General features: G+C 68.1%; 12 protein-coding genes. 7 read left to right on the top strand and 5 right to left on the bottom strand.

Annotated elements, in window-relative coordinates:
• The first annotated feature begins 965 nt into the window (after positions 1-965).
• Both ACFWDO_RS07350 and ACFWDO_RS07345 read left to right on the top strand, forming a co-directional pair.
• A complete protein-coding gene (locus ACFWDO_RS07350; protein WP_380321239.1) occupies positions 966-2,612 on the top strand; it encodes an ATP-dependent endonuclease in 1,647 nt (548 codons plus the stop codon).
• Positions 2,599-4,086: a UvrD-helicase domain-containing protein gene (locus ACFWDO_RS07345; RefSeq protein ID WP_380321242.1), complete on the top strand. Its 1,488-nt coding sequence runs from the start codon at positions 2,599-2,601 to the stop codon at positions 4,084-4,086. The genes ACFWDO_RS07350 and ACFWDO_RS07345 overlap by 14 nt, the downstream gene beginning before the upstream one ends.
• 299 nt (positions 4,087-4,385) lie before the next feature.
• Here the strand turns inward: ACFWDO_RS07345 and ACFWDO_RS07340 are convergent, their stop codons facing one another.
• The 5 genes from ACFWDO_RS07340 to mobF all read right to left on the bottom strand — a co-directional run bounded on the left by ACFWDO_RS07340 (position 4,386) and on the right by mobF (position 12,577).
• A complete protein-coding gene (locus ACFWDO_RS07340; protein WP_380346872.1) occupies positions 4,386-6,320 on the bottom strand; it encodes an AAA family ATPase in 1,935 nt (644 codons plus the stop codon).
• Positions 6,321-6,584: 264 nt separating this feature from the next.
• Positions 6,585-7,988 (bottom strand): hypothetical protein, encoded by a 1,404-nt coding sequence (locus ACFWDO_RS07335; RefSeq protein ID WP_380320342.1) that lies wholly within the window; start codon positions 7,986-7,988, stop codon positions 6,585-6,587.
• Positions 7,985-8,359 (bottom strand): hypothetical protein, encoded by a 375-nt coding sequence (locus tag ACFWDO_RS07330; RefSeq protein ID WP_380320339.1) that lies wholly within the window; start codon positions 8,357-8,359, stop codon positions 7,985-7,987. The genes ACFWDO_RS07335 and ACFWDO_RS07330 overlap by 4 nt, the downstream gene beginning before the upstream one ends.
• Positions 8,360-8,403: 44 nt before the next feature.
• The gene (locus tag ACFWDO_RS07325) at positions 8,404-8,799 is read right to left on the bottom strand and encodes a hypothetical protein (RefSeq protein ID WP_380320336.1); all 396 of its coding nucleotides are present in this window, start codon (positions 8,797-8,799) and stop codon (positions 8,404-8,406) included.
• A gap of 262 nt (positions 8,800-9,061) precedes the next feature.
• Positions 9,062-12,577, bottom strand: coding sequence for a MobF family relaxase (gene mobF / locus ACFWDO_RS07320; protein ID WP_380320333.1), 3,516 nt, complete (start codon positions 12,575-12,577; stop codon positions 9,062-9,064).
• 194 nt (positions 12,578-12,771) lie between these two features.
• On the opposite strand from mobF, the gene ACFWDO_RS07315 reads away from it, so the two are divergent.
• From ACFWDO_RS07315 to ACFWDO_RS07295, 5 genes are read left to right on the top strand one after another with little or no spacing between them, the layout of a single operon-like run.
• On the top strand, positions 12,772-13,503 hold the full coding sequence (locus ACFWDO_RS07315) for a hypothetical protein (protein ID WP_380320330.1): 732 nt from the start codon (positions 12,772-12,774) through the stop codon (positions 13,501-13,503).
• Complete coding sequence (locus ACFWDO_RS07310) at positions 13,485-14,486, top strand: hypothetical protein (protein WP_380320327.1); 1,002 nt, start codon at positions 13,485-13,487, stop codon at positions 14,484-14,486. Before ACFWDO_RS07315 ends, ACFWDO_RS07310 begins: the two co-directional genes overlap by 19 nt.
• Positions 14,487-14,539: 53 nt before the next feature.
• Complete coding sequence (locus tag ACFWDO_RS07305) at positions 14,540-15,196, top strand: SAF domain-containing protein (RefSeq protein WP_380320324.1); 657 nt, start codon at positions 14,540-14,542, stop codon at positions 15,194-15,196.
• A 5-nt stretch (positions 15,197-15,201) separates the two neighbouring features.
• A complete protein-coding gene (locus ACFWDO_RS07300; protein ID WP_380320321.1) occupies positions 15,202-16,002 on the top strand; it encodes a hypothetical protein in 801 nt (266 codons plus the stop codon).
• Positions 15,999-17,489, top strand: coding sequence for a CpaF family protein (locus tag ACFWDO_RS07295; protein WP_380346870.1), 1,491 nt, complete (start codon positions 15,999-16,001; stop codon positions 17,487-17,489). Before ACFWDO_RS07300 ends, ACFWDO_RS07295 begins: the two co-directional genes overlap by 4 nt.
• The last annotated feature ends 24 nt before the right edge of the window (positions 17,490-17,513 follow it).

The following is a 17,513-nucleotide window of genomic DNA, read 5'->3' as shown; positions in this document are numbered from 1 at the left end:
TTCCTCATGGGTGGGCGATACTGGGTTCGAAGCAGCGACTTCCGCCACTCTGACCAGCATCGACGATGGTTCTGAACCTGCCGTGGGCCACCAGTGGGCAAACGATCCGCAACTCGTCCGAGCCGGACTCTCAGCTGGAGCGGCGAACGCCAAAGGCGATAGCCGCCAACACCCATCCTAGCGAATGAGGTATGCGGGCCAGCGACACTTGACGAGCTCGACGGTTCCGAGTGTGACCGCGACTCATCCCCCAGGCACCAAGCGATCATGCGAGAACCGTGTGCCCACCCGACCAGCAGCGAAGTACTACTCTGCGCGATCCCCGAGCGGGGCTCATCGGGCCCGCTCAGCACCGTTCGTCGAGGTCCTGACCTCTGGCGACACCGCACGTCCTGCCACGGTTTGCACGCGTCTGGGGGTCTCACATCGTCTTGACCAGTCCGTACACTTGCCTCCGGACGTCCCATCGATTCAACTCGGCAGGAATGGGGCACACCTCCTCCCCGGCCTGTGGAGTTTCTCGTGATCGGCGGCGACGTCGGCGACGTCACCACCCACCGAACAGCCATCAACCGCGCCATGTGGCGCTACGAGCGAAGCACGCAAGGGGAACGATGTACCTCAGTAGGGTCACGGTGGATGGCTTCCGCGCAAGTGCCGATCAGCAAATGACGTGCACCTTGCCCGGCAGGTTCTCGGTCCTCATCGGGGCGAACTCGGCCGGAAAGTCCACGATCAGCGAGGCTCTGTACCTCGCGCACCCCCAGACGCTTACCTCTGCGGGACGACTCTCAGCTGCCACACTGGGGCGTGGCCGGCGCGGCGTCGACGTCGAATACCACTTTGAGGCCGATCTATCACGAGAAGGACCGCTCGGAAAGCACCTCCAGAACCGCAGCGGAGCAGGGCAGCCAGGGGACCGCGCAGGCGCCTGGACCCGCGAGTTCCAACGCCGGCTCGGGAGAGTGCGCGCCCAATCCATCATCGGAGACCGCGGCGTCGCCGACAGCATTCGGATGGTCTACCTACCTGCCTCCCGCAACCCGCTCGACGACCTCGCTCGTCGCGAAGCACAAACCCTCATCGAGCTGCTACGCGCCCAGCAACAGCGCATCGACGGCACCAAGAACCTACGCGACCTGCGCGGCCGCGCCACAGGCCTACTGGAGGCCCTCACTCAGCACGGCATCATCGCCGACATCGAAACCCGCATCGCCAACCACCTGCACGCCCTGACAGCCGGAGTCACCCGCCAGACACCCCACATTCGTGCGCAGGTCGTCGACGACACATACCTCGCTCGCGTCCTCGAAATCATGCTCGCCACTCTCGAGGGACGCGACAACGCCCAACCCCTCGAAGTCACAGGCCTCGGCTACGTCAATCTGCTTCACATCGCCGTCACACTTGCCGCGATCCCTGATCCCACAGCTATCCCCGTCGTCTCCACAACGGAGGGGGGTCCTGGCCCCGCGCCGACGAACCCAAGCAACCCAGACGAGGCGGCAGCGGCACGTGCGATCCTCGAGGACGCCCACGAGGTCGCCGAGATGCAGGAGGATTCCTTCTACCCCGACGGGCCGTTCCATGCCATCGTCGTCATAGAGGAGCCCGAGGCCCACCTGCACCCTCAGCTGCAGTTCGCGCTCGTCCGCTATCTCCGCCAGGTCGTTCGCGAGCGTCCCGAGATCCAGGTAGTCATCACCAGCCACGCGAACGACATCATCTCTGCGTGCGAGCCGGACGATCTGGTCCTCCTGCGACGTCGCGGAGATCACCGCGTGAGCGTCGCGCTGAAGGACCTGCCCCTAACACCTGACCACAAGCGCAAGGTGCGCCTCCACATGGATGCATCACGCTCGTCCGCCTTGTTCGCAGAGCGCCTCCTTCTGGTCGAAGGGGTTACCGAGGTCGCCCTCATCCGCCAACTGGCCTACCTCTGGGCTGCCAACGACGCCGAAAAGCGGGCCTTCGTCGACGCGCTGACCATCGTTGCGATGGGCACCAAGGTCGGCGAGTGGGGTCCTGCGCTGCTCGCAACGCGCGGCAAGGAGCTCTGCACGAAACTTGCTGTCCTGCGCGACAGCGACCTTGAGGAACACGAGACCCCCTCGCTCCCTTCGTGGGCGTCGAAGTACGACCCGAACATCGTGCAGTTCTTCCACAGCCACCCGACGCTCGAGCCTGCCGTTACCCCGGGAAACGAAGAGTTGATCACCGCCGTCCTCCTCGATATGGAAGGTTGGGACGCAGAGTCCCCCACAATGGACAGCACTCAAGTCCACGAGCTCTTCCGCAGCGCCAAGAAAGCCAAGGGCGACCGGCCGGCCCAGCCCGCGGGACCGATGCAATCGCGCAAGGGCGAGTTCGCGCTCGAACTGGCCGATGAGCTACTGCTCGCAAGCGAAACTGACGCCCGCGACGCGGAAGCCTTCCGCGCCGAGCGCGGCTACGCTCCCCCGGTCGTCCCAGCCCACCTCGCCGGGATACTCGAATTTCTCTATCCCCAGCCCCCAATCGAGCCTCTCTCAGGACCTGAGCCCGACGACGCCTCGAACGACGCAGGGCCTACCGAGCCCGCTGCGGGAGCCGGGAACGATGGCAGCGACTGACCCCGTCCTGTCTCGGCTCACCGATCAGCAAACTGTCGCCGCCGCGACCCCACTCCCTCGCGTCTATATCGAAGCCCACCCCGGCTCGGGAAAGACCACCGTCGCTGCTCAGCGCTTCGGCGCGCTCCGGTATGCCCGCACGCCACCTCCGCACGACCGTGGCGTAGTCGCCGTAAGTTTCACCAGAGCCGCGACTGCGGAGCTTCGCCATCGCGTCGAAGTCTCGTGGGGACCGACCGCCCTGTCCGGCCCGCATCAAATCGTCACCCTCGACACCCTCGTCTACGACCTCTTTCGCGACCTACTCATTGGCGGGATCGTCCACTGGCCAGAAGGCCACACCGACCTCGAGATCATTGACACCTGGACGATGCGTCTCGAGCGTTTCTGGACCGTGCTTGAGGTCCGCGTTGTTCTCGATGGAAGCCGCGTTTCTACGCATCGCCAACGCACGGCACGGGGTGCGCACCTTCGGCTTGAGGAGGTGGCCGCCCAACTACAGGCGGGCGTTTGCACCCATGAGGACGTTCGACATCTCTTGGAGGAAGCCCTCGACCTGCCTGGGGCGCGCGACCGCGTTCGACGCCGCCTTGCCCAAACCACCAGCGCACTCATCGTCGACGAGATCTTCGACGCAAACAGCCTCGACCTCACGATCGTCGAGGTCGCTACCGAGGCAGGCATACCCACAACTCTCATCGGCGATCCCTGGCAGGCCCTCTATGGCTTCCGCGGAGCACAGCCAGACCTCGTCCCCGACGTCATCGCCAGGATCGCCGCAACGACATTGCCCCTGACCCAGTCCTTCCGGTGGGAAACAGAAGAACAGGCCGCGCTCGCATCTCAGGTTCGCAGCTCACAACCGAGCAACCTTCCCATGGCAGCAACCGTTGAAACGGACGTCGTCCTGTCGCGCCAGTGGGAACCACTTTGGAATGTCGACGACGCACTTCTTCCACTTGCATTCAAGCCGAAGAACGGGAACACTCCGTATGCCACTGCAACCCTCCTATTGAACGCGCTGACTACTGCTCGGTTCGGCGTATCCGCCACCTACCTCAACGAAGCGCTCATCACTCTTGGAATCACAGACCCTCAGTCGCTGTCTCGCCTTGAAGCACCACTTGGCGACATCATCGCTCTGCTCGCCAGCGACGCTGCCGACGCCGCGAAGACTCTTTGGCCGGAGCTCGTGTCGATCGTGAAGACAGAAGCGCCCCGCTCCATCCCTGAGAACGCCCACCACAACTACTACGCCCGTCTTCGACGGATCGCCGTTCGAGCACAGCAACCGACCTTGACACCCGGGATGACCGTTCACCAGGCGAAAGGCCGTGAATGGCCCGTAGTTGGCGTGCACCTTATCGAGAAGGACGCCGAACACCTCGCCGCCGGGTTGACCAATCAGACGGAGATCGAACGCCAGCTGTATGTCGCCGTCACCCGCGCGCGCCGCCGGACCGTTCAGGTGTAGCCCTTCGTGCGGCGTTGCACACAGGCGCGGGTGATTCCTCCGCGGCCTAGCTGGCTACAGCGCGCCATGCGTCATCGTCCTACACAGTCATATTGACGAAGCCTGCCCCTGAGACCCCCGCGCTCTACGGTGACAACTCCACTACGGCCCCATGAGCGATTCAGTACGAGGCACAACCGTAGGCCTGGGCGACTCCGAGACCCACTCATCGCTGGACCAGAAAGGGTACCCCGGCACAGGCGAGCCTACGCGCGGAACACACCAGGCGATGCGAGGCGAATGACTGCCTCAACATAGTCTCAGCGACGCGATTGGCGGCCGCCCGAAGGCGTCGCCTCCTCGAAAGCAGCCGCGAACCTATTGTGAAGCGCGACGAGCGCCCGTTTACCCGGACTCGTCAGGCGAACGTCCTTCCGCAAGAGTGCATAAGCGATCTCGACCTTACCAGGAGCCTGGACACGGTTGCTCTTTGCCCAATTGGAGAAGCAAGTCGCGATCGGCGTGCCGGGTGTCACATCTGAGGCGCGAAAGCGCTTCAGCTGGCCCATGGCTTCTAGGAGGGAGTTCACGACCATAATGTAGTCATCCCGGTTAACTAGGTCTTCCACTGCGTGGTTCTTTGGCAGCGCGAAAACACGATGCTCGTCGACCCCGGCTGCCCTAAGGGCGTACTTGTGGGCTGCACCGCCTTGGTCGCCGTCTGTCAGATAGACGACGCGTGCCGCCACCTCCTCGACACGGATTCCCGAACCGTGCGCATTGGCGAGACCCGGCGCGACCTGATAGTCGAGGTCGTCGAGACTTGTGGCCTGCCGGATGAGGGTGGGAAGGAGCACCATGTCTGAGGCGCCCTCCGCCAACACTGCGCTTCGACACATGGAAAACGCTGCTGCGCCCGCTCCCATGGCAAACAGCAGTGGCGAGAAGCCCGGCCCGGCCCCATCCCAAAAGTTGTGTTTGAGGATGCTGGCATCCGGGTGCTCGGGGTCGCGGACGACCACCCTGATTCCGGTTCCGAGGTCTGCCGGAAGACAGCCGGGCGAGTGGGTGGTGTAGAAGACCTGCGCGGCATCGACGCTCTTGAGAAGCGCTCCGACTAGGTCGGCTTGCGCGTCGTAATGAAGGTGGGTTTCTGCCTCGTCGATGAGCAAGACTGGCGGGACCGCATGCCCGCCGGATTCGAGAAAGGCCACCAGCGAGACAAACGTCTTCAGTCCGTCGCTCCGCTCGCTCATCTTCGTCACGTCACCATTGCCGTGAAGCTCCTTGATCAGCACTTCGAGTCGCTGACTGTTGACATTAAGACGCACAGCGACCTTGCTCTGGTTCCATGCCGCATCAAAAACGTCTAGGAGCCTGCCGTTGGCCCGCTCCAGGGCCGTCTCACGCTTGGTCGTATCCTGCTGTTGTATGTAGTCCCACATGCAATCCAGATCGAGCCCCGCGATCGAAAGCAGGCGCGTCACGGCGGGTGGGATTTCCCGCTTGTCCGGCTGTATGAGGTACGAAGTCTGCAAGTCGCGGTCCTCATCTCTGAAGAGCACGAAAGATGGCACCCTGCTCTCGACCGCGCTCCAGACCGCGTCTGTCGGGTGTTCCTGGACGACCAGGCTGTGGACTTCGTCTAGCATCCTGCCCAGCTTTGCGTCCCTGGCCCCCTTCCGCCCGGCCGGGGTTTCCTGTAACCACTTGGAGAGCGCGATAAGGTCCTCCACACGCTCTTCGGACCATGCGTCGTCTGGCTTGGCGAGCATTTCCGAAATGGTTTCGGCCCAGTCGACCGCGTCGCGTTCGACCGCGTCTGAGGCCGAGGTAAACTGCGACGCAAGCTTGGCCTTTGCTGTGCTGAGGCGCTCGGCAGCCACGACAAACGGCCTGGCGGGCCGTCGGGGATTCGGGCGAAGGTCGTATATTTGCCTGCCGTCACGCTTCTTGTAGAGGACAAGCGACGTAGGCGGGTTGTCCATCGGGACCGACGAGAAGGCCTTCTTGTCACCGTCCTCGAACTCGAAAAAGACCTTCACAACAGACGCATTGTCGGACGCGGGCGGACGGGATCGGTTCTCGTCAGTTGGGGGAAGCTCGCCGCCGATAGAGAACCATTCGAGCGCAGAGAGCAGCGACGTCTTGCCCGCCTCGTTGAACCCGACAAAGGCGGTGATAGGGCCGTCAATGGCGGTCGCCGTGTCCGCAAGGCGCCGGTACCCCATGAACTCGATCCTGCTGACACGCATCACGTCTCCCGTCGCCGCGGCCCCTGTTCGGTGAGCGCTCGCGTGACCGGTTGGCCGCCAGCACCCCGACTACCGGACGAGTCTTGCAGGCGGTGGGGACAATCCTTCACTTCGACATGGCCGCGCGTCCTGGGTGATGAGAAGAGCGAACTGCGCACTGCGTACTGCGTACCGGGGCACCTTCCATCCGTTCCGAGCCTCCACTCGAGCCTGGGCGCGAGGCATCTGGTGGGCGATGGCCCGTCGGCGCGACGAGGATGCGACTCATGGCCTCAAGGTGACGGGGTAGCATCGCGCCGCGCCGCGCGCTCGCGTCCCTCGGGCAGACCAGTCTGCCTTCGGGACAAAGGAGTCTTTAGATGGCTGCCTGAGCATCGCTGCGAAGTCGGCGCGCTGGGTGATCGCGTCGGGCTGGGGCGGCACCGTGCGGCGTTGGGGCTCCAGGACCGAAAGTTGTCGATGGAACTCGGGGTTGGACTGAGGTGTCATGACGCCGAACACTGTCCGGCAGTGACGCACGCCACCGGGACCTCTTGCAACCAGCGACTCCTCACCGGTCGCGACGAGCATTCGGCCGTCGGCTACGCCCTGGCGGGTCGCGCGGGCAAGGCGCAGGTCGACGTCGTCGAGCGCCTCCACGAGTCGTAAGGCCTGCTCGGCGGTGATCGTCGCCGTCCGCGCGACCTGGTCGGTGGCGACTGTGCCGTAGGCGACGGCGTACAGGCCGTTACCGAGTGTCCCGCTGACGTTGCGCATGGCAGTGACAAGTCCGGCGTAGACGTTGCCCCGGACGGTCAGGGCCGCCGCGCACTTGGTGTCACCGGCCGCCAGCGCAAGCTTGCTGGCGAGTACCGAGAGCTTCCACTGGGATCGGAACAGGATGCGCAGTGACAGGGGGCGCGGGAAGTCCGCGTCGATCACGGCCGAGAGGTTCTGCAACGCGGTGATCGCGCTGTCGACGGTTCCGCCGGCTGCGTCGAGCTTTGACTCGGGCCGATAGCCGATGCGGTCGACGGTGAAGCCGTCAGGGGTGATCTGCCGCGCGATCCACTCGTTGAAGAACCTCGTTGTCGCGCTCAGCCCTCGCATGTTATCCCCCGATGTGGCGCGTGAGGGCCGATCGGTTCTGACCCCCTTGGTGCCGGCGAGCCCCTGCCAGCCGGGCAGCCGTCCGTGCCGGTCGTCCAGTCGGATGAGTGCGCGCAAGACGTCGGTGACGTCCTTGAGGACGACGTTCCGTTGCTCGGGGGTGATCTGCGCAAGCAACGGTCTGAGTTCGCGCTCGCGTGCGAGGAACCCCGCGACCGCGCCGCGCCGCCATTGCTCGACGATGGGGTTCTCTTGTTCGGTGCCGAGCTCGATCGCGTTGGCGAGCCGCCCGCCGGGCAGTTGGTCGCGCTGCGGGACGGCACGTTCGACCCAGCGCAGCCAGGTCGAGGGGCGCGGAGAGTCCCCCAGCATCCCAGCGGTACAGGCACGGGCCAGGTCGGCGACATAGAGAAGGATGACGGCGCGGTAGCGCTGGATGAGGTCGGCTCGCTCGCGGAAGCCGTCCAGCGGCGCACCGCGTGAGGGGTGCTTGCCGCCGAGTTCGTAGTAGGGCCGGGTGTGGCCGAGCAGCTCCGTCAGGGAGTCTCTCAGCTGTCCGGCCACGTCGCCGTACGTCATGGCGTCGCCTCTGACCGCACGACACCGCGGTCCGCGGCCCAACTCGCGTCGAGCAGTTCGCCCGCACGGAGCAGGACGACCGGGTCGAGACCGAAACCGCTGAGATTGCTGATGGCTTGCCGTGCGGCGGTGTACATCGCGTACCGGCTGATACAGCGCACCGGCAGCGCGACGGCGAGCTGGCCCGGCGGATGCAGGGAGTCGATGAGGTCCAGCACGTCCCAGTAGTCGTGCAGGTGCCCCGCGTCGGTCGCCTCGGCTAGCGCACAGAGGTTGGAGCGGGCGACCTGGTACGTCAGATAGTGGCCGAGCAGCATGGGCTCGCCGCCACGTTCGACGGCGGCCTCAGCCGGGCCAGTGGGGATGGTCATCGCGGTTCTCCCATTTCTCGGGCACGCCGACGGCGGTCCTGTTGTCAGGAGGAAGGTGTGCGCGCGGAACCGGGCGAGCTACGCGGCGAGCCGCCGACGGCGGCGTCGCGGCAACGGGCTCCGCGACCGCACACCGCGCGGTAGACCCAGACGAACGGGCTGCGGATGGCGACGTGGGCGAACTTGATCGCGTTGAGCGCCGCCCACAGCGTGGGCACCCACCACCAGCTGGTGCCGCCTGCGCTCAGGTGTTCGCCGCTCCAGGTCATGGCCAGGTAGTACAGCGGCGTCAGCGCGGCTCCGACGGGCAGGCCCCATGCGATGCCGCGGTCGGTGTCGAGCCAGCGGACCAAGTGGTTCGTCGGCATCCACGCCTGACAGAAGGCGTGACACCGCCGCGCGAGCGTGAACCAGAATCGGAAGAGGAGGTAGAAGAACACGAGATCGCTCCCTTCGAGCCGGGCCGGCTCGCGGTGAACCGGCCTCGTGCCGAGAGTGCGCGCGGAAATCCTCCCGCGGCGCGGACAGCCGTCGAACCTGTGGACAAGGCGCTCTGGGTCCTGCGGATCGCCGTCGTTCCTGCCGTGAGGGCGACCGAAGGCGCGGCCCTGTCCACAGGTTGCTGACCAGGGGTTTCGGTGCCGGGGACGTCCGCGCACGCTGGGTCCCATGGGTCTGGTTCCGAGCGATGGCAGGCGGACGCTAGAGGGTGCGCCCGTACGCGTGCGCGCCGTTCGAACCCCCCACGCGGGTCTGGGTGAGCGCCTCGGCGCGGCGCAGCGCCTCGGCTGCCCGACGGCGGTCGCGTTCCTGGACGACGGTCCGCGTCGAGGCGCCGAGCGGCGCGTTCCCGGTGACGCCGTACCGGTCGCGGTAGGCGGCGATCACGCTCAGTTCGACCAGCCACTGCTCGCCGTCACCGGCGCCCGCGGGCCGGTCGCCGACGCGACGCACCCACGGGGCGCGGTCGCGGACGGCTGCCTCGGCGAGGGTGCGGGCGCGCGTCTCGATCAGCTCGCGGCGTTCGGCCAGGGCCCGGGCGGTGTCGGTCGGCAGCGGCCCGGAGGCGGCGGGGATGAACCCGGCGACAAGGTCCGGCGACGTTCCGCGGGCGGGTCGTCCGGCGGCGCGGGCGAGGCGTGCGGACAGGGCGGAGGCGACGTCGTCGGCGTCGAGCAGGCTGCGCTGGGCGACCAGGCGTGGCAGCAGGGCCGCGACGTCGTGGCGGTTGGCCTCGGCCCGGCGGAGTTCTGCCATGAGGACGGCGAACGCCTCGGACTCGATGACCTGCCCGGCCTCGGCCGGCGTAAACCCGCCCGCACGAACGAGAGACTCCGTGACGAGGGCGGTCCAGCGGTCCCGCTGCGCGGCGGTGGCGATGGTCTCGTACTCGGCCGCCACCTGCGCGATGCCGGTCCACCGCTCCTGCTCGGCGGCGGTGGTCTCGTGCGCGGACAGCTCGAGACCGGAGTGGTTGAGCACCCCGAACAGGACCGTGCGGGCGGAGACGTCGTCATCGATCGGGATGTCGTGCAGCGGATCGGGCTTGTCCAGAGCGACATACGCGGTGTTGGAGCGGCGGCCGCGGGTCATCGAGACGTACAGGTTCTCGCGGGTGGTCGACGGCGACACGACGACGTGCGCTGTGTCGACGGTCAGACCCTGGGCGCGGTGCGCTGTGACCGCGTACCCGAGGTCGACGTGCCGGGCGACGTACTCGGCGGGCAGCGCGACGGTCCTCCCAGTGCCCCCGGTGCGGCGGACCTCGAGAGTCCCGTCCCGGCCGACATGTGTAACGGTCCAGCGATCACCGTTGCGAACCCAGCTTCCGTCGTCCGTGCGCAGCCGACGATGGTTGCGGCGCGTGATCACGACGTCGCCGGCCGAAGCGCGCTCCTCGTCCCGCAACGCTACCTCTCGCTCCGCCGACGTGACGCCGGACCGTATGCGTTCGGCGCGGGCACGTTCGTTCAGCTGTCGCACGGACTCCGCGGCCTCGGTGACGAGGATCGTGGAGCGCCCCGCGCGCAGGTCCACCTGCCAGGCCTCGTAGGCGGTGTCGATCATCGCCTCGGTGGTCCCCTCGTAGAGGCGGCCATGGCTCTCGTACGCGTCGATCGCGGTCACGTCGCCGTCCCGCAGGGCCAGGGAAGCGACCTTCTCCCAGGCGTGAACGAACCGGCGTACCTCAACCAGGCTTGGCACCTCGCCGTCGCGGGCGGTGACGAGCATGGAGAACGCTCCCCCGGCATCGACGGACTGCAACTGGGCGGGGTCGCCGACCAGGACGACCTTCGCGCCCGCCTCCGCGGCATGTGTCGCGATGACGTCGAGCGTGCGGGTCGAGGCAAGGGTGGCCTCGTCGAGGATGACGAGCTGGCCAGCGCGAAACTCCGCCCGGCCGCGACGGTGGTCGTATATCCACTTGGCCGTGTTGTCGCACGCGATGCCGAGATCCTCGGCGAGCACCTGAGCGGCGGCGGCCGACGGCGCCATCCCGACCACCGACCCGGCGCCGTGCTGCACCGTCCAGGCACGAAGCAGCGCGGCCATCGCGGTGGACTTGCCCGTGCCCGCCGGACCCACCAAGAGGTCCAGCTTCCGGCCCGAGATGAGGACCTGCGCGAGCGCCGTGGACTGCTCGGCGTCGACCACGACGCCGTCCACGCGGCTTCCGGGGACCGCCTCAAGACTCCCGCTTGGGACGACGAGGCGTGCGTCGCGGTCGTCCGCGAGCGCCAGCAGGCGGTCCTCGGTCGCGAGCACGTGCTGGCTGGAGAAGTACGTCGAGTGGCGGGGGCGCAGGGTGCTGGTGCCGTCGTCGCGGCGCATCGTGGCCGGGGTGGAGGCGATCTCGCCGGGGGTGAGGGGGACGGACTGGCGGGTGGCGGCCTCGGTGATGAGTGCGACGACGGCTTCGCGGTCCTCGACGGTCTCGAAGCGCCATCCCATCGTGCGGCGGGAGGCTTCGGCCCACAGGTTCCAGTGCCGCCATGTCGACCGCTTCTCTGCCACTGCGTCGACCACCTGAGCGGCGACCTGGTCGATCATGAGCATCGGTACCGATTCGCGGGTGAGTGCCTGCGCCGGCGTCGTCCTTGTGATGAGCCGGCGCGCCCGCTCGGTGGCGTCGCCGCGCAGGATGGCGCGGGTACGCCGGCGCCAGTCGTCGGTCAGGTCGGACAGAGCGTGGATCGTCTTGTCGGGTCGCGTGTCGAGTGTGGCGTCCGCCCGCATGCGCACGATCTGCCTGTCCGACGGACGGTGGCCGTGCTCGCGCTCGTAGTCGTCGATCTTGGCGTCGGTGGCGACGTCGATGTCCCGGGCGCGGGAGGAGAACTCGCGCACAAGGTCTTCGCCGACGCCGTCGATCTCCCATTGCGGGTTGCGGCCGTCGCGTTCGCGCCGCTCCCACGACAGACCGAAGGTGCCGGTGAGCCGGTCGGCAAGGACGGCGTTGTGGTATTCGGACAACGCGACGATGGCGTGGTGGACGGCCTTGGAGTCCAGGGTGCGCCATCTCCCGTCGTGGGCGGTCAGGACCTTGTTCGACACGACGACGTGCGTGTGCAGGTGTGGGTCGTTGGCGCGCGAGTCCCAGTGGTCGTAGGCCGTGGCGGCGATCCCGACGACGGGCATCCGCGCGGTGCCGGCGTGCCCGACCCGCGTCGCGGCGACCTCACGCTCGAAGAACTCGAGTACCTGCGCGACGGCGGCGTGGTGCGCCTCGACGATCAGTTCCTGGGTGTTGGCGTCGGCCACGCCCCACAACACGGAGACCGACTTCGGCACCGAGAACGTCAGGTCGAACCCTGCGGTCGCGGTCTGCGGGCCCCGGGCGGCCTCCTCGGCCTGGACGCGGATGACCTCGGCGTCGAACTCCTCGGTGGGCAGCGTCCGGTCCACTCGCGCGGTTCGAGCGGTGGTGCGCTCGGCGACGGTCGGGTACTCCCGGAACGGCTGACCGAGGTTCGCTCCGCTCACGGGATCGCTGCCGCGCCCCAGGAGGGTCTGGAGCTGTGCGCGAGTGACCGCCATCCCGGGACGCAGCTCGCCGTGGCCGAAGTAGGCGACGCCCTTTCCCATCCACACTCCCGGCGGTGTCCCTGCCTCGGTGAAGTAGCGCGTGAACGCCGTCGCCTGGGTCGCGTCGCCGTCCGTCTGCACGACCGAGCGCAGCAGGTAGCCGTAGCCCTTGCCGGCCGAGAACACGCGCATCGAGACGGTCACATCGCCCAGGTGTGCGGCTCGACCCGCCTCGGGTGCCAGAGGCGTCGGGACCACGGATCGGTGCGTACGGGACCGGCCTCCTGCGCCGGCGACGCCGCCCGCACACCTACGTTCCGACGCCGGCCACTGGTGTTCCAGAGCGGACGGCAGGACACCGTTCGGATTGCAGGGCAAGGAGAGTGATGGCATACCTGGGCAAGTACTTCTTCACCCGCGCTGGTCGCGGTGACGTCGTGCATGTACCGCCCGAAGGGGTGCGGTGCTCGGCGAAGGGCCTCGCAAGAATGCGCCACTGGGGACGAGCTGGGACGCCGACGACAGCAGTACTGCTGCTAGCCGTCCTTGCCGCATGCACCCCAAGCACCGAGGCCTCCCCCATACCCACCCCGACCACGACGTCGGCGGCAAGCACGCCCACGTCGGAGCCGTCGCCCTCGCCGATCTCCGACTCCGAGGTCGCCGCACAGAACGCAGCGGGTCTGGTCCACGAGTACTACCAGGTCCTCGACCAGACACGTGCCGACCCCGATGAGCCCCTGTCGCAGCTCGAGTCCGTGGCCATCAGCAAGGACCTGAGCGTCTGGGAGCAGCAGATCAAGCGCGACCGCCGCGACGGCTACCGGCAGACCGGCGAGACGAGGCTCGTCGAGGTCGACGTCGGGTCTGTCAACCTCGACAACTCCGACCCTGACGCCGGCGTCGTGCCCACAGTCCAGGTCGACGTCTGCTACGACGTGTCCGACGTCGACGTCGTCGACTCCGACGGGACGTCGGTCGTCGCCGCCGACCGCGCAGACACCGGGCGGGTCCGCCACACCGTGAGCAACTACTCCTGGGACACCGACCCCGACGACGGGTGGCGGGTCTCCACGAGCGTGGATCTCGAGCAAGCACCATGCGACCCCGAATCCTGACCCAGGTCCTCGTCTTCGTGATCGCCTCCATCACGGCGGTCCTGCCGCCCACGGCCCCAGCACACGCTGGGGCACCGACGTGCGAGCGCAAGGACCCAAGCACCGGCCGGTGTCTTGTTACGGTCGTCGTCCCACCTCGCCAGGACGAGAACGCCCAGCCGGTCTCGGGCTCCACGAGGGACCCCGACGGCAAGGTCGGGGCGAAGGATTCCGGGTCGGGATCGCCGTGCTACTTCGACCCGTCGAAGCAGGGCTTCACCGCGGTGAAGGCGGGCCCGGTGCCGTGCAAGAGCGACCTGGGGTACTGGTCGAACGCGCACCAGTGCTACATCCGGGTGCTGGATCCTCAACCCGGCCCCGACGACCCGGCGTGGCAGGGCCACTCTCCCCGCGACGACGGCGCGGTCTACGGCTGCCACCAACCGCTGCCGATCGACATCGACGTGTACATGTGGCTCGCCGCTCCCCCGGACGCGTCCGGCGCGGGCCCGTCCCCACGTCAGGTCGCGCAGATGGCCGTGGACGAGATGGACCTGCACGCCATCACGATCGGCATCGCCCCCAAGCCGGGCGACGGCTCGGTCGGCATCGTCGGGATGCCGGTCTGGATGTGGGCCTCCCATCCAGGTCCGAGCAATCTCGGGCCGACCACGGCGTCCGCATCCGCCGGCGGCATCACCGTCACCGCCACCGCCCGGGTGCAAACGATCAGCTGGAACATGGGCGACGGCAACACCGTGACCTGCGACGGCCCGGGCACCACCTACGACACCAGCTACGGCACCGAGCCGTCGCCGGACTGCGGACACACCTACACCACGACCAGCGACCAACGACCCGCCGGGAAGTTCACGGTCACCGCGACCTCGGACTGGGTCGTCACCTGGGAAGGCGCCGGACAGACCGGCACGATCCACATGGACGGGCTGAGCGAGAGCGTGCAGATCGCCGTCGGAGAGGCACAGGTACTCGTGACCAACTGACACGCACCACCGAAAGGCGCCTCGTCCAACGGGGCAGGCAAGAGGGGTCGACGATGACCAACACCATCACCCGCGACACAGCGAACCAGGACCCGGCTCCGGCCTTGGGCCCGCCACCCAAGCTGCGCCGCCGGCCCACCGTGATCGCCATCGGCCTGGTGGTCGCCCTGGTCTCCAGTCTGCTGGTGGGGTGGATGTGGATGCGCGCCAACGACCGGGTCGAGGTCCTGGTCGCTGCGAGTGACGTTCCGCGCGGGGAGGTCATCGACGCCACAGACCTGCGCACCGCGCGCATCAACCTCGACCCCGCGATCACTCCCCTGGCTGCCGACCGCGCCGACGACGTCGTCGGTCAGCGTGCCGCGACCGACATGGTGACCGGCAGTCTCCTGACCGATGCGATGCTCGAGACCGAGACGCTGCCGGCGGACGGATCCTCCCTGGTGCCTGCAGCCCTGCCGGCCGAGCTCGCCGCCGGGCTGGACCTGCAGGCCGGGGACCGGGTCAAGGTCGTCCTCACCGGTCCGGCCGGTCAAGAAGCCGTGGGCAACCCGACATTCACCCCCGCCGAGGTCGCCGGCGTCGACGTCTCTCCCGAGACCGGCGGCACCGTGGTCTCCCTCCTGGTGCCCGAAGCCGACGGGCCGGTCCTGGCGGCTCGGATCGCGGCCGGGAACTTCTACCTGGTCCTCGACACCCGGGAACGGTGAATGAGATGTCCGTCATCACCCTGTGCTCAGCCTCCGGCTCCCCCGGCGTGACGACCACTGCCGTCGGCCTGGCCATGGTCTGGCCCCGCCCGGTCTTGATCGTCGAGGCCGATCCGTCTGGGAGCAACGGGCTGCTGGCCGGATACCTGCAAGGAGCCAGCGAGTACGAGACCGGGCTGCTCGAGCTCGCGTCCTCCCCGCTGCCGATGCCGGACGCACTGCGCGACGTCGTGCGGTCCCTCGATCCCACCACCCGCGCAACGGCAGGCTCACCGGTGAGCTACCTCGTCGGCACGCAAACACACGGGCAGGCTGCCGGGTTGCGCGACCTGTGGACGCCGCTGGTCGAGGCATTGGCCGACCTCGAGCGCGGCGGCCAGGACGTCATCGTCGACGCAGGACGCCTCGGACTGATTGGGTCCCCCGAACCTCTGCTGTCGTGGGCGGACCTGACGCTCCTGGTCACCCGGTCCACGTTGCCCGCTCTGGCGGGCGCGCGGACCTGGGCCGACGACTTGCGCGCCCGGGACAGCTCATGGCGCCAACCTGGACTGCTCGTGATCGGCGAGGGCCAGCCCTACCGGCGACAGGAGATCACCAAGGTGCTCGGCCTGCCCGTCGTGACGACGATCGCCGACGACGAGGAGGCCGCCAAGGTGTACCACCGCGGCGCTCGCCCGCCCAGAAGGTTTACTACCGGTCCGCTCTCGCGCAGCCTGCAGGCCGCGGCAGCAGCCATCACCGGAGCGATCGCCCGCCACCGCGAGGATCTCACCCACGACGTCACCGCCGGCGGCACCCCATGACCACCCTTGACAACCCCCGGCAAGGCGCCACCACCGTGACAGGCGAGCAGACTCCGGATGACTGGGGCCTGGTCGCACAGCTGCGGGCACGCGCCTCCCAGCAGCTGTCCCAGGCGGTCAGTGAGCACGACCACCTGACCCGGTCCGCGCAGGAGGAGCTGGGCCGTACGATCATCCTCGACCTGGTCGAGGCGACCCTCGCCGACCGCGTCGACGCCGGCCTGCCCGCTTGGAGCCTGCCCCAGCAGCATCAGCTCGCCAAGCGGGTCTTCGACGCCCTGTTCCGCCTCGGGCGCCTTCAACCGCTCGTCGACGACGACCGGGTCGAGAACATCATGATCACCGGCGCCGACGCCGTGCTGCTCGAGCTCGCCGACGGAACCCTGACCCAGGCGCCGGCGGTCGCCGACTCCGACGAGGACCTCGTGGAGTTCCTCGTGTTCCTCGCGTCCCGCTCCGAGGTCAATGCCCGCGAGTTCTCCGAGTCGCACCCGACCCTGCACCTGCGCTTGGACGGCGGGGCGCGGCTCGCGGCCAGCGCCTGGGTGTGCCCGCGTCCGCAGGTCACCATCCGGCGCCACCGCCTGGTCGAGGTCACCCTCGACGACCTCGTCGCCCTGGACATGCTCACCCCGGTCGCCGCATCCTTCCTCGCCGCCGCGGTACGGGCACGCCGCTCGATCGTGGTCTCCGGCGCCCAGGGTGCCGGCAAGACCACCCTGGTGCGCGCCCTGTGCGCCGAGATCGACCCGTGGGAGGCCATCGGCACGTTCGAGACCGAGTACGAGCTGCACCTGCACGAGCTACGTGAACGCCACCGGGTCGTGCGCGCCTGGGAAGCCCGGCCCGGCACCGGCGAGCTCGGCCCCGACGGGCACCGGGCCGGGGAGTTCACCCTGGACGAGGCCCTCGTCGACTCCTTCCGGTTCAACCTCTCGCGCCAGATCGTCGGGGAGGTCCGCGGCCGAGAGATCTGGGCCATGATCAAGGCCATGGAGTCCGGCACCGGCTCCATCTCCACCACCCACGCCTCCGGCGCCGTCGCCGCGATCCGCAAGCTCGTCACCTGCGCCATGGAAGCCGGCCGGCACGTCACCCACGAGCTCGCCACCTCCAAGCTCGCCGCCACGATCGACCTGATCGTCCACCTCGACATGACGACCGAGCCCATCACCGCCCCACCCGGGGAGGGCACAGCCGGTTCGGGCCGGCCTGCCGCAACCCGGTCCGTCCGCCGCCGACGGGTCGCCGAGATCGTCGCGGTCGCCCCCGGCGAGCACGAGACCGGGTACGCCACCACCGACGTCTTCACCTCGACCAGGCCGACCGCGTCGCAGGGCCCGGTAGGCCCGCGCGGCCAGCTGGCGCTGGCCAGGCCGGCGGTCCTGCCCGACGACTACCGCGACCTGGCCGCCTACGGGTTCGACCTCGCCGGCTACTTCGCCAACCAGAACGGGCACACCACCCCGAATGGGGAGGCCCGCTGATGCTCCCGCTCGTCGTCGTCCTCG

This window comes from Isoptericola sp. NPDC060185, assembly GCF_042728595.1.
Taxonomy (GTDB): domain Bacteria; phylum Actinomycetota; class Actinomycetes; order Actinomycetales; family Cellulomonadaceae; genus Isoptericola.
Note: the sequence above shows the minus strand (reverse complement) of the source record. Positions and strands in the feature narration are given on the sequence as shown.

Excerpts from the sequence above, each read along its gene's own strand:
- ACFWDO_RS07340 (WP_380346872.1), bottom strand. The coding sequence starts at position 6,320 with ATGCGTGTCAGCAGGATCGAGTTCATGGGGTACCGGCGCCTTGCGGAC.
- ACFWDO_RS07330 (WP_380320339.1), bottom strand. The coding sequence starts at position 8,359 with ATGACCATCCCCACTGGCCCGGCTGAGGCCGCCGTCGAACGTGGCGGC.
- ACFWDO_RS07300 (WP_380320321.1), top strand. The coding sequence starts at position 15,202 with ATGTCCGTCATCACCCTGTGCTCAGCCTCCGGCTCCCCCGGCGTGACG.
- ACFWDO_RS07345 (WP_380321242.1), top strand. The coding sequence starts at position 2,599 with ATGGCAGCGACTGACCCCGTCCTGTCTCGGCTCACCGATCAGCAAACT.
- ACFWDO_RS07310 (WP_380320327.1), top strand. The coding sequence starts at position 13,485 with ATGCGACCCCGAATCCTGACCCAGGTCCTCGTCTTCGTGATCGCCTCC.
- ACFWDO_RS07295 (WP_380346870.1), top strand. The coding sequence starts at position 15,999 with ATGACCACCCTTGACAACCCCCGGCAAGGCGCCACCACCGTGACAGGC.
- ACFWDO_RS07305 (WP_380320324.1), top strand. The coding sequence starts at position 14,540 with ATGACCAACACCATCACCCGCGACACAGCGAACCAGGACCCGGCTCCG.
- ACFWDO_RS07335 (WP_380320342.1), bottom strand. The coding sequence starts at position 7,988 with ATGACGTACGGCGACGTGGCCGGACAGCTGAGAGACTCCCTGACGGAG.
- ACFWDO_RS07315 (WP_380320330.1), top strand. The coding sequence starts at position 12,772 with ATGGCATACCTGGGCAAGTACTTCTTCACCCGCGCTGGTCGCGGTGAC.
- mobF (WP_380320333.1), bottom strand. The coding sequence starts at position 12,577 with ATGCGCGTGTTCTCGGCCGGCAAGGGCTACGGCTACCTGCTGCGCTCG.